Origin of the sequence: Pseudomonas sp. Sample_22 (assembly GCF_004307635.1) — a bacterium.
In the GTDB taxonomy this organism is placed as follows: Bacteria; Pseudomonadota; Gammaproteobacteria; order Pseudomonadales; family Pseudomonadaceae; genus Aquipseudomonas.
Genome location: NZ_RCNY01000094.1, coordinates 41,356 through 54,338, shown reverse-complemented (window position 1 = coordinate 54,338; position 12,983 = coordinate 41,356). Strand labels below are relative to the sequence as shown.

Sequence of the window (12,983 nt, the reverse complement as noted above, 5' to 3'; positions counted from 1 at the left end):
CGGTCAGTTGGCGACGGACCGGCGGATTTTTTCATGTATGATACGCGCCCCATTTCGTTGCCCGACTGTCCGAGAACACCCCATGCAGCTTTCTTCGCTCACTGCGGTTTCCCCTGTTGACGGCCGCTACGCCGGCAAAACCCAGGCCCTGCGCCCAATTTTCAGCGAGTACGGCCTGATCCGTGCCCGCGTTCTGGTTGAAGTGCGCTGGCTCCAGCGCCTGGCCGCTCACCCTGCCATCAGCGAAGTGCCGGCGTTCTCCGCCGAAGCCAACGCTGTATTGAATGCCCTGGCGGAAAATTTCTCTCTGGAACACGCCGAGCGCGTCAAAGAGATCGAGCGCACCACCAACCACGACGTCAAAGCCATCGAATACCTGCTCAAAGAGCAAGCGGCCAAACTGCCGGAATTGGCCAAGGTCAGCGAATTCATCCACTTTGCCTGCACCAGCGAGGACATCAACAACCTGTCCCACGCCCTGATGCTGCGCGAAGGCCGTGATGACGTGATGCTGCCGCTGATGCGCCAGACCGCCAACGCCATCCGCGAGCTGGCCATCCGCTTCGCCGACGTGCCGATGCTGTCGCGCACCCACGGTCAACCGGCCTCGCCGACTACCCTGGGCAAAGAACTGGCCAACGTGGTCTACCGTCTGGAGCGCCAGATCGCTCAAGTCGCTGCCGTGCCACTGCTGGGCAAGATCAACGGCGCTGTCGGCAACTACAACGCTCACCTGTCGGCCTACCCCGAGATCGACTGGGAAGCCAACGCCCGCGCCTTCATCGAAGACGAGCTGGGCCTGGGCTTCAACCCGTACACCACGCAGATCGAGCCGCATGACTACATTGCCGAGCTGTTTGACGCGATCGCCCGCTTCAACACCATTCTGATCGACTTCGACCGTGATATCTGGGGCTACATCTCCCTGGGTTATTTCAAACAGCGCACCATCGCTGGCGAAATCGGTTCGTCGACCATGCCGCACAAGGTCAACCCGATCGACTTCGAAAACTCCGAAGGCAACCTGGGCATCGCCAACGCACTATTCCAGCACCTGGCGAGCAAACTGCCGATCTCCCGCTGGCAGCGCGACCTGACCGACTCCACCGTACTGCGCAACCTCGGTGTCGGCTTCGCCCACAGCGTGATCGCGTACGAAGCCAGCCTCAAGGGCATCAGCAAACTGGAGCTCAACGAGCAGAAGATTGCCGCTGACCTGGACGCGTGCTGGGAAGTATTGGCCGAGCCGATCCAGACCGTGATGCGTCGCTACAACATCGAAAACCCGTACGAAAAGCTGAAAGAATTGACCCGCGGCAAGGGCATCAGCCCGCAAGCGCTGCAGACTTTCATCGACGGCCTGGACATGCCAGCCGCCGCGAAGGCCGAGCTGAAATTGCTCACCCCGGCCAACTACATCGGTAACGCTGTAGAGCAAGCCAAACGCATCTGATCGACCGCTGGACCCCTTTAAGACGCCCGGCCGCGCCGGGCGTTTTTATTCCCGTATGAAAAGTGCTTTTTTTCAATAGGTTACACATGAATCCTGACACTCCTCTTCAACTTCTGGGCGGCATCACGGCACGGGAATTCCTGCGCGATTACTGGCAGAAAAAACCACTGCTGATCCGCCAGGCAATTCCTGATTTCGAAAGCCCGATCGACGCCGACGAACTGGCCGGCCTGGCGCTGGAAGAAGAAGTTGAATCGCGCCTGATCATCGAGAACGGCGAGCGTCCATGGGAATTGCGTCGCGGCCCGTTTGCCGAGGACGAATTCAGCAAGTTGCCGGAGCGCGACTGGACCCTGCTGGTTCAAGCGGTCGACCAGTTCGTACCGGAAGTCAGTGAACTGCTGGAAAACTTCCGCTTCCTGCCAAGCTGGCGCATCGACGATGTGATGATCAGCTTTGCTGCACCGGGTGGCAGCGTCGGTCCGCACTTCGACAACTACGATGTTTTCCTGCTGCAAGGCCACGGCAAGCGCAACTGGAAGATTGGCCAGATGTGCGATTCCGAAAGCCCGCTGCTGCAACACGCCGACTTGCGCATCCTCGCTGATTTCGAAGCGACCGATGAATGGGTCCTGGAGCCGGGCGACATGCTGTACCTGCCGCCGCGCCTGGCCCACTGCGGCGTCGCCGTCGACGACTGCCTGACCTACTCGGTCGGCTTCCGCGCACCGAGCGCCGCTGAAGTGCTGACTCACTTCACCGACTTCCTCAGCCAGTTCCTGCCGGACGAAGAACGCTACACCGACGCCGACGCCTTGCCGGCCGCCGACCCGCACCAGATCCAGCACGACGCCCTCGATCGCCTGAAAAGCCTGCTGGCCGAACACATGAGCGACGAGCGCCTGCTGCTGACCTGGTTCGGCCAGTTCATGACCGAGCCGCGCTATCCAGAGCTGGTGGTCGGCCCTGAAGACCTCGCAGAAGACGACGTCCTGGGTGCGCTGGAGCAAGGCGCCGTCTTGATCCGTAACCCGAGCGCGCGCCTGGCCTGGTCGGAAGTCGATGACGACTTGCTGTTGTTCGCCAGCGGCCAGAGTCGTTATCTGCCGGGCAAACTGCGCGAACTGCTGAAGATGATCTGCGCCGCCGACGCCCTGCACGTCGACAACCTTGGCGATTGGCTCAGCGACGAAGACGGTCGCGGGCTGCTCTGCGAGCTGGTCAAGCAAGGAAGCCTGGGGTTCGCCGATGAATAAGATTCACGTACGTGTCGCAGACTGGCAAAAGGACAACGCCGAGATCCGGCGCATTCGTGAAACGGTGTTCGTCGCCGAGCAATGCGTACCGCCTGAACTGGAATGGGACGCCGACGATGCAACGGCCGTGCATTTCCTTGCATTCGAAGGCGACTTCCCCATTGGCACCGCACGCCTGCTGCCGGACGGTCACATCGGCCGGGTGTCGGTCCTCAAGGACTGGCGCGGCTTGAAAGTCGGCGACGCGCTGATGCAGGCCGTGATCGGTGAAGCCGAAGAACGCGGGCTCAAGCAGCAAATGCTCAGCGCCCAGGTGCAAGCCACGGCGTTCTATGAACGCCTGGGTTTCAGCATGGTCAGTGAGGAGTTCCTCGAAGCCGGAATCCCGCATGTGGACATGGTGCGCCATTCTGCCTGAGGTTTAAGGCTTAAAGTTTGATCCCTGTGGCGAGGGAGCTTGCTCCCGCTGGGCTGCGTAGCAGACCCAAGATTTCAGGGCCGCTTCGCGCCCCAACGGGAGCAAGCTCCCTCGCCACAAAAGCTTCGATCGCATCACAAAACGCCCCGACATCGCGAGATGCCGGGGCGTTTTGCTGTCTAGGATTCAACTTGCCCCACCCCAGGCCGACAAACTGGCAATATCAAGCCTTTGATTGCGGAGATAACGGATATGTCCCTACGCACCCTGCTCACCACACTGCTGGTGAGCTGCAGTTTTTCGGTCATGGCAGCCACCGAAATCGTGCCTTTGAATTACCACACCAGCGCCGACATGTTACCCGTGGCACAAGACTTCATCGGCAAGGACGGCAACGTCAGCGCCTACGGAAATCAGTTAATAGTCAATGCCGATCAACGCAAGATCGACGAACTTAAAGCGCTGATCGGCCAACTCGACACCGCACCCAAGCGCCTGCTGATCACCGTCGACACCAACGACAACAACGTACAGGGCGATCAGGGTTATTCAGTCAACGGCGCCAAGCCCGGCCAAACTCGCATCATCAGCCGTAGCACCGCCAGTCGTGACGGCGGAATTCAACAAGTCCAGGCCACCGATGGCATGCCGGCGCTGATCCAGGTCGGCCAGAGCGTACCGCTGACCAGCACCCAGAGCGACTCCTACGGCGACCTGCGCAGCCAGACTGAATACCGCAACGTCACCCAGGGCTTTTACGTCACAGCCAACGTCACCGGCGAAATCGTCCACCTGTCGATCAGTACCAACCGTGACCGCTTGAGCCAGGAACGTCCCGATGTAGTGAACGTACAAAGTACCGACACAACCGTCACCGGACGTCTTGGTGAATGGATCCTGCTGGCCGGGGTCAATGGCCAGACCCAGGCCGACAAACAGGGCATAGCCCGCAGCTACTCGACACAGAGCCGCAATGACATGACCCTGCGCGTGAAAGTCGACACTTTGGACTAAACATCGAAAACTGACTGATTAGTCGTATTAGACCAAAGATGTAGTGCTTGAAAAAAAGCACTACAAAACGTTTGACGAGCCAAAAAAGCAAAGGCATGATGGCCTCGCTCCCGCTAATCAGGGGCCCTGGCAAGGGCCTTCGAGGCGACGTTCGTACCTACCCCGCGAACCGCTTCGTGTCTGTACCGCCCACAAGGTGTGTTTGACGAGGTTGCCGACTGGAACGAAGTTGTCCCGAGGGACGGAAGCGTATTTAGGTAAACCCGGCATCACACTGAAGTTCGCACCAAGGCCCACGACGCCCCAATGCGCCCACCAGTTCGCCCTTACCTGCTCACTTCCCCTCGAGCCCATCGTTCATCCCGTCGCCACCCCCGCCGAATCCGACTTGACCGCCTAAGCTTCTGGTCAGCGAGCGCAGGAATTTTCCACCGCAGAACAACTTTTCATAAAGACGCGACGAGGTTTATCTCCCATGGCACTGACACGCGAACAGCAAATTGCAGCCCTCGAAAAAGACTGGGCTGAAAACCCGCGCTGGAAAGGCGTGACACGCACTTACTCCGCTGCTGACGTCGTCCGCCTGCGTGGCTCGGTTCAACCTGAGCACACCTTTGCAAAAATGGGCGCCGAGAAGCTGTGGAACCTGGTTACCCAGGGTGCCAAGCCAGCCTTCCGTCCTGAGAAAGATTTCGTCAACTGCATGGGCGCCCTGACCGGCGGCCAGGCTGTGCAACAAGTCAAAGCCGGTATCCAGGCAATCTACCTGTCGGGCTGGCAAGTGGCTGCGGACAACAACTCCGCCGAATCGATGTACCCGGACCAGTCGCTGTACCCGGTGGACTCGGTTCCAACTGTGGTCAAGCGCATCAACAACTCGTTCCGTCGTGCCGACCAGATCCAGTGGAAAGCCGGCAAGAACCCGGGCGACGACGGCTACATCGACTACTTCGCACCGATCGTGGCTGACGCTGAAGCCGGTTTCGGCGGCGTACTGAACGCTTACGAGCTGATGAAGAGCATGATCGAAGCAGGCGCCGCCGGTGTTCACTTCGAAGACCAACTGGCTTCCGTGAAGAAATGCGGCCACATGGGCGGCAAAGTACTGGTTCCTACCCAGGAAGCCGTACAGAAGCTGACCGCTGCACGTCTGGCTGCTGACGTTGCCGGTACGCCGACCATCATCCTGGCTCGTACCGACGCGAACGCTGCGGACCTGCTGACTTCCGACTGCGACCCGTACGACCAGCCGTTCGTAACGGGCGAACGCACCCAGGAAGGTTTCTACAAAGTACGCGCTGGTCTGGACCAGGCAATCGCTCGTGGCCTGGCTTACGCTCCGTACGCCGACCTGATCTGGTGCGAAACCGCCAAGCCAGACCTGGAAGAGGCTCGTCGCTTCGCTGAAGCGATCAAGAAGGAATACCCGGACCAACTGCTGTCCTACAACTGCTCGCCTTCCTTCAACTGGAAGAAGAACCTGGACGACGCGACCATCGCCAAGTTCCAGCGCGAACTGTCCGCCATGGGCTACAAGCACCAGTTCATCACCCTGGCCGGCATTCACAACATGTGGCACAGCATGTTCAACCTGGCGCACGACTACGCCCGCAACGACATGACTGCCTACGTGAAGCTGCAAGAGCAGGAATTCGCTGACGCATCGAAGGGCTACACCTTCGTGGCTCACCAGCAGGAAGTGGGCACCGGCTACTTCGACGACATGACCACCGTGATCCAGGGTGGCTCGTCTTCGGTAACCGCACTGACCGGTTCGACTGAAGAAGAACAGTTCCACTGATCTGCTTCTTGAGTAAACAGCCGCTGCGGACTGAATAGAAAGCTAACCGCAGCGCTGCACATCTGACGCCCCGACCGCCTGGTTCGGGGCGTTTTTTTGTCTGCGATTTAACCAACACTGCAAAACCCCGGTAGGAGCTGACGAGTGAAACGAGGCTGCGATCTTTTGATCTTGCTTCTAAAAAACAAAGTCAAAAGATCGCAGCCTCGTTTCACTCGTCAGCTCCTACAAAGGTCGGCGGCAGTCTGGGCAAAAACGTTGCTCCATCTCTAAGCGGAGTGAGCGACCGGGAATCAGATAACGAAGTTAACCAGTCGATTGGGCACCACAATCATCCTGCCCGCGCCTTCCAGATAACTGCGCAACACCGGATCAGCCAATGCCTGGCTCCGTATCGCATCGTGATCGGCATCAACCTGGATCATGATGTCCCCACGCAACTTGCCGTTGACTTGCACCATCATTTTTACTTCGTTCTGTTTCAAGGCTTCATTGTCGGGTACCGGCCACGAACTGTCGTAGATGTCACCTGCGAAACCCAGTTCCGCCCAGAGTGTCTGGGCGATGTGCGGCGTAACGGGATACAGGACCTGCAACAGGATCGCCATCCCCTCGCGGGCCGCGTGCGGGCCAGCCGACCTGCCGCCCTCCAGCACCTTGAACATCTTCATCGCACCCGAAACCACAGTGTTGTATTGCAGCCGTTCGTAATCGTTGTTGATCTGCTGCAGCAAGCGATGTATCTCAAAGCGCACGCGTCTGGATTCGGCAACGTCCTCAACCCGAGCATCCCCACCATCCGGGGCCCGGCTGTCACAGGCAAAAGTCCATAGCCGGCGCAGGAAGCGATAAGCACCCTCCACCCCACTGTCGCTCCAGATCGTGTCCTGGTCGGGAGGTCCCGCGAAAATAGTAAACAAACGGGCAGTGTCGGCGCCGAACGTGTTGATGATGTCCTTCGGCTCGACGACGTTGTTCTTCGACTTGGACATTTTCTCCACGCCGCCAATGGTGACGGGCAAACCGTCCTCAAGCGCCGTAGCCTTTACCGGGCGACCTTTTTCATCGTACTCGACCGTCACCTGCGCGGGATAAAACCATCGCCGACTGCCATCATCCGCTTTGCGGTAATAACTTTCCCGCAACAGCATGCCTTGGGTGAACAGGTTCTTGAACGGTTCGCTGAACGCCACCAGCCCTTCATCCCGCATAGCCCGGGTCCAGAACCTGGCGTACAGCAAATGCAGCACAGCATGCTCGATACCGCCGATGTATTGATCGACGGGCATCCAGTATTGGCTGCCTGGCCCCACCATCGCGGTAGCACTGTCGGGATCGCAGTAGCGCATGAAGTACCAGCTTGAGTCGACGAAGGTATCCATGGTGTCCGTTTCTCGAAGCGCCGGCGCCGCGCAGCGAGGGCAAGCCACATGGCGAAATCCTTCATGTTCCAGTAACGGGTTTGCGCTGCCGTCGGGAACACAATCGGTGGGTAACACCACGGGCAGATCTGCGTAAGGTACCGGGATGTCGCCACATTGTTCACAATGGATGATGGGAATTGGGGTTCCCCAGTACCGCTGCCGTGAAATCCCCCAATCGCGCAGGCGCCACGTGGTGGTTTCCTCGCCCATGCCACATTCAACCAACGCCGCGACGATGGCCTGAGTGGCCTGTTCGACTGTCAGCCCATCGAAGGTGCCGGAGTTGATCAGATGGCCGTCCCGACGGGTGTAATCGTCTGACCAGACCTCGGGCTCGTACGCCTGATCATCGGAGGCAATGACCTGGCGAACAGGCAAACCGTATTGATGGGCAAAGTTGAAGTCACGCTCATCGTGGGCAGGCACGGCCATCAGGGCCCCTTCACCGTATTCGCTGAGCACATAGTTGGTAATCCACAGTGCGACAGGCTCACCGGTCAACGGGTGCTCGACGTGCAAACCGCTGGGAACGCCGATCTTGACCTGAACGCTGGAGGCGGGACCGGCATCCGCCGCTTGACGACACGCCCGCACCTGCAACTCCAGGCTCGGATCAAGCTCCAGAGCCCGCCTGGCCAGTGCATGCTCGGGAGAAATGGCACAGAAGGTCACCCCCATCAGCGTATCCACCCGGGTTGTGAACACCCACAGCTTGCCTGCATCGATAAGTTGCTCCGACGCATCCCGGATCTGGTGGGCAAATGCCAGACGAACACCGCTGGCCTTGCCGATCCAGTTGCGCTGCATGGTGCGCACCCTGTCGGGCCAGCCATCCAGCGTGTCGATGGCCGATAGCAACTCTTCGGCATATTGCGTGATACGCAGGTAGTACCCGGGAATTTCCCGCTTCTCGACCAGCGCCCCCGAGCGCCAGCCTCGACCTTCGATCACCTGCTCATTGGCCAGCACCGTTTGGTCGACAGGATCCCAGTTGACTATCTGGGTTTTCTTGTAGGCCACGCCCTTTTCCAGCAACTTGAGGAAGAACCACTGACTCCATTTGTAATACTGTGGGTCGCTGGTGGCGATCTCGCGCGACCAATCGAAGGCCAGCCCCAGCGGCTGCATTTGCGCCTTCATGTCCGCAATGTTCAGTCGTGTCCACTCGGCGGGAGAAACACCCGACTGCATGGCCGCATTCTCTGCCGGCAAACCAAAAGCATCCCAGCCCATCGGCATCAGGACATTGAACCCTTTCATGCGTAAATGACGGGCCAACATGTCGTTGATCGTATAGTTGCGAACGTGCCCCATATGCAACTTTCCCGATGGATAGGGAAGCATCGAGCAGGCATAAAACTTCGGCCGACTTTGATCTTCGACCGCCCTGAATACATCACCTTGAAGCCATTTGGCCTGAGCCGTACTTTCAACCCAGACTGGATCATACTGTGGTCGCATAGAGGTTCCTCAACATTGCAGGAGCTGAACAACGACTCGCTCGGCTCACACTCCTTAAAAGTTACCGGTCGATTTGCTTCAGTTCCTGTCCGGCGATGAAATACGGGGCGCTACAGCCGTCCTGGCAGCAACCAAAAGACAGCCGCCTCCGAACAGGAGGCCCAACAGCCCATAAAGACTCCAACTCAGCTGGAAACCGACCCCGCTGATCAACGAGGCGCCCAGCCCTACGGATACCATCCTCGCCCCCGCCAGCACGATCGGAATAAGGGAAAAAAGACTGGCCTGGGTTTGCAATGTGGTTTTCTGCGAAATCAGCGCGGTGATGTAGGTAATGCCGAGAATCTCACCCAGCGTCCAGAAGAAAACAAACGACAGGATCAGAACTGTCTGCTCGAAAAAGGCATAGGCGCCAAATCCGATACCGTAAAAAACCGCAGCCAGGGACAGATTGGTGAGCGCCCCGAAACGCGACGTCAACGCTATCAGTGGTTGCGTCAACACGATCACCATCAACGCATTGACGATACCTACAGCACCGAACACGCTGGCGGCCTTCCCCGCCGTTACCACGTCAAGCCATAGAGGCAGCTGATATTCACGCTGCGCATCCAGCACCGACAACGCAAAGAACATTGCGCCCGCAACGATCACGATCCTTGGCACATCAACCAGTGCGCCGATGGAAGCCCTTCTGGCTTCAGGTACGGCGCTCTGGCGTTCCGGCAGAGCCAGAAAGATACTCGCCAAAAGGCACAACACACTCACGACCATCGCAAAAATCATCAGGTAGTGACTGTCCAGGCCGAGCAAATACCCACCAATCACGAACAGCAGCGCGCCCCCCAGATTGCTGGCCAGGTGTAAATAGCCAAAGTTGGCGACGCGATTGCTTTCATCCGCCGCCAAGGACGTGAGGACACTAAATACCGGCGTGATCAGGCCCGCACACAGCATGAACAGCAGCACCATCACAATGGATGCGATCGATGAGCTGAACAGTGCAGCAAACAACAAAAACACCGATGAACAAGACGAGGTACAGATCAATAGCACCCGGAAGGAACAACGACCGATCAGCACCCCGCCCAACAGATTGCCCAACAGATAGAACGCCGACATCAGCGTGATTACCAAGGCCACCGCCGAACTGTCGAGCTGGTAGTGGCGCTGGAAAAACAAAGCAGCAAAAGGCCCCAAGGCATTCGCCATGACGAACAGCAACCGAAGCAAAACGATATTGCGCATCCCTTCTGCCATACCGATCCTTTTCAGCAATCCCTTCACTTGAGAATCACCTCGACGCTGCGCAAGTGAGGAACGCTGGCAGCCGTACTGCCACTGCCAAGCAATATTGCCATCAGGAATGTTTTGACATCCGACGAAGCAGGAATGGCCACACGCAACATATTGTGGAGCAGGCCGAAGCTGTGGGGGTACTGCGAACAGTCGCTGACGCGAATTTTGGCCTGAGCGAAAGCGTTGGCCAGACGACCGTCGGACTGATCCTGCAACAGCAAAAAATTCGTATCGCTTTCGTATACGACGATCGCGTTGGCCCGACAGACTTCGATTATTTCACGCTTGATCTGCGCGAGTTTATCGTGAGCCCGCTGCAATGCTTCCCGGTTCTGCAAGCAGAACAGCGCAGCTTTCACCGCCACATGGTTTACATCCCAGGGTCCGCGCACCTTCATCAGTTCACGGATTGATTCCGGTCGCGTGATCACATACCCCAGACGCAACCCGGCAAGGCCAAAGTACTTTGAGAACGAACGGATGACGAACAACTGCCTGGCCGTGTTGAATGTATCCAGACACGAGTGTTGCAGGTACTCAAAATAGCATTCGTCAACGATCATCGGCTTGTCTTGTCTTACACAAGTCTCGACAAGAGCTTTCAATTGCTCAGGATCAATACGTACGCCCAGAGGATTGTTGGGGTTACACAGGATCAGTCCCTGACAGGTTTGCAAAGCCTCGAGCACAGCCTCGGTCGGCAGCACGAATCTTTGGGCTTGTTTCTCGAAGCCCACGATCACCGGCGCCACGCCATTGACGTCGAGCATCTGGTAATAGAAGGAAAAAACCGGAGAAGGAACTACCACCCGATTCCCGGGCGAAAACACCGACCGTATCACCAGATCGATTGCCTGATCCGCCCCATTGGTCAACAGCAAGCTGTCGGTCGACACCTTGCAGTACTTTGCCAGCTCGCTAAGGAGTGGCTGATAATTGGGGTAGGTGAACAGATCCCGAGGCTTCAATTCGGTGGCCATGAACCGCGCCAGAAACTCATGTAGAAACTGGTTTTCATTCAGATCCAGCAACACCGACGAGAGATCGCGTTCCGCAGACTTCCATAATCCGGAACGCAAGATGTGTCCGTGAAACTTCATTTGTGCATCCCTCCGTAGATCACCTGTTCGCCGAGCTCATACATCTGCCTGACCTCTTCATCGCTGGCATACACCACCGACTTCCCTGTGGCCGCCGATAAATACTGGCTCGTAATCAATCGACTGATTTCCGCAGTGAATGCCACGGCACGATGAAACGCCTCGGACAGGTCGCGGCCAAAACAGGTAATGCCATGACTGGGCATGACAATGCAGTTGGTGTCGCTGGCGCAGCGGCCAATGGCACTGACATCCAGTTCGACATTCACACCCTCACCAAGAATGCACGGTGGCTTGCCCATCACCAGTGCCGTGTCGTTCGACACGTACTCCATTTCACGCCATTGCATGACAGCGAAGAAGGAAATGACTTCATTGGGATGAAGATGCACCGTGGCATTGACATCAGCGCGACAGCGCATGATTTCCCGGTGCATCTGGTGCCCCAGGCTGGGTCTGAAACGACCGTGCAAAAGCTCATCGGACTGCATATCCAGCACAGCCAGATGTTCAAGACCGCACTCTTCCAGGGAGACGCCGCGGTGTTTGGTGTAGATCACTTCGCGCTGCCAGTATGCGCAGTGGCTTCGTACAGCGATATTGCCCAGCGTATTGACCAACAGCTGTCGCGCCGCCAAGCGCTGACCGTATTGAAGAATACTGCTGCCGATCGCCACGTCGAACCAGGCTGGCAACCCGGATCGGGAAGTTTCAAGTCCCGCCAGTTTTAATTCAGGCATATCCCTTTGCCTCCCCCCGATACGCAATCGGGATTGACCACGGTTTTGATCTTTGTCCCCTGTAGCAGACCCAGAATCGTTTCCAGGGCATTGGCCTTCAAATCGGCCAGAGAGCGTTCGCTGTAAAACGCGGCATGCGGCGTCAATAACACACGCTCATGTTCGATCAGGGCCTGGGGAGGTGCCGGTTCCTCCTGCACGACATCCAGCAGTGCCATTGACACTACCCCGGACTGCAGGGCCAGAAGCAGAGCATTGGTATCGACGATGCCACCTCGCGCAGTATTGACCAGGGTCGCACCGTGCTTCATCCGCGAAAATCGCGCATCGTTCATCAAATGCGCAGTGTCCGGATTAAGAGGCAAATGCAGCGATATGACATCGGCCGTATCGAGCAACGACTCCAGCGTGCCGCCCTGCGCAATACCTTCGACACAGCGCTCGACCCAAGGATCGTAAAAACAAATCCGGTAACCCAGGGCCACCGCTCTGCGCGCCAATGCTCGCCCTGTTGCGCCATAACCGATCAACCCCAGGACCGTATCTGCGCAGGCTTTGACCTCGCCAGTATGAGCTCGCCAGCTCCAGCCGCCCTGCCGGGTGTGCCTGGCGTAGTCGAGAAGCTTGCGCTGGGCAAAGAGAATCAACGCCATGGCGTGCTCCGCGACTTCCTCCGCCCCCACAGAGCCGATGTTGGAGCAAAGAATGCCTTTCGCGCTCAAAGCCTCGACATCCACATCATCAAGGCCAATGGTCGCCTTCACCAACGCGCGGCATCGATGCATCCTGGCCACCAATGGCGCGTCGATGACAACCGAATGAAAGGCGATGATCCCGTCGGCGCGGGCCAATTGTTCATCCGAGGGCCGGGATGTGACCTCCAGGCTATAGGGCTGATGCGCCGAACCCGAGACATACTCCCCAGGGTCGACATAATTCACTCTCCGCGAATCGATCATCAGAATATTCATGAGCTTCTCCTCCTTCCCTAGCAGTAGCATTGCCGATTCAAATTTC

At 57.8% G+C, this 12,983-nt stretch carries 10 protein-coding genes; 5 read left to right on the top strand and 5 right to left on the bottom strand.

Annotated features, from left to right (window positions below; all coding sequences use genetic code 11):
* Positions 1-82 precede the first annotated feature (82 nt).
* From purB to aceA, 5 genes are all read left to right on the top strand, one after another.
* On the top strand, positions 83-1,453 hold the full coding sequence (gene purB / locus D8U73_RS27760) for an adenylosuccinate lyase (protein WP_056854614.1): 1,371 nt from the start codon (positions 83-85) through the stop codon (positions 1,451-1,453).
* An 86-nt stretch (positions 1,454-1,539) separates the two neighbouring features.
* The gene (locus D8U73_RS27755; RefSeq protein ID WP_130906286.1) at positions 1,540-2,709 is read left to right on the top strand and encodes a cupin domain-containing protein; all 1,170 of its coding nucleotides are present in this window, start codon (positions 1,540-1,542) and stop codon (positions 2,707-2,709) included.
* Positions 2,702-3,127, top strand: coding sequence for a GNAT family N-acetyltransferase (locus D8U73_RS27750; protein ID WP_056854616.1), 426 nt, complete (start codon positions 2,702-2,704; stop codon positions 3,125-3,127). The genes D8U73_RS27755 and D8U73_RS27750 overlap by 8 nt, the downstream gene beginning before the upstream one ends.
* Before the next feature lie 252 nt (positions 3,128-3,379).
* Positions 3,380-4,141: a secretin N-terminal domain-containing protein gene (locus D8U73_RS27745; RefSeq protein ID WP_056854617.1), complete on the top strand. Its 762-nt coding sequence runs from the start codon at positions 3,380-3,382 to the stop codon at positions 4,139-4,141.
* Between the two features lie 475 nt (positions 4,142-4,616).
* Positions 4,617-5,942 (top strand): isocitrate lyase, encoded by a 1,326-nt coding sequence (aceA, locus tag D8U73_RS27740; RefSeq protein WP_056854618.1) that lies wholly within the window; start codon positions 4,617-4,619, stop codon positions 5,940-5,942.
* A gap of 293 nt (positions 5,943-6,235) precedes the next feature.
* Here aceA and leuS read toward each other — a convergent pair whose 3' ends face one another.
* The 5 genes from leuS to D8U73_RS27715 all read right to left on the bottom strand — a co-directional run bounded on the left by leuS (position 6,236) and on the right by D8U73_RS27715 (position 12,937).
* Entirely contained in the window at positions 6,236-8,827 is a 2,592-nt protein-coding gene (leuS, locus tag D8U73_RS27735; protein ID WP_015094386.1) for a leucine--tRNA ligase, read from the bottom strand.
* A gap of 78 nt (positions 8,828-8,905) precedes the next feature.
* Entirely contained in the window at positions 8,906-10,114 is a 1,209-nt protein-coding gene (locus D8U73_RS27730) for an MFS transporter (protein WP_241668554.1), read from the bottom strand.
* The gene (locus tag D8U73_RS27725) at positions 10,111-11,226 is read right to left on the bottom strand and encodes a histidinol-phosphate transaminase (protein ID WP_130906285.1); all 1,116 of its coding nucleotides are present in this window, start codon (positions 11,224-11,226) and stop codon (positions 10,111-10,113) included. The genes D8U73_RS27730 and D8U73_RS27725 overlap by 4 nt, the downstream gene beginning before the upstream one ends.
* Positions 11,223-11,966, bottom strand: a complete 744-nt coding sequence (locus D8U73_RS27720) for a class II aldolase/adducin family protein (RefSeq protein ID WP_015094383.1) — start codon at positions 11,964-11,966, stop codon at positions 11,223-11,225. The genes D8U73_RS27725 and D8U73_RS27720 overlap by 4 nt, the downstream gene beginning before the upstream one ends.
* Positions 11,954-12,937: a C-terminal binding protein gene (locus tag D8U73_RS27715; protein ID WP_015094382.1), complete on the bottom strand. Its 984-nt coding sequence runs from the start codon at positions 12,935-12,937 to the stop codon at positions 11,954-11,956. Before D8U73_RS27715 ends, D8U73_RS27720 begins: the two co-directional genes overlap by 13 nt.
* Between the last annotated feature and the right edge of the window lie 46 nt (positions 12,938-12,983).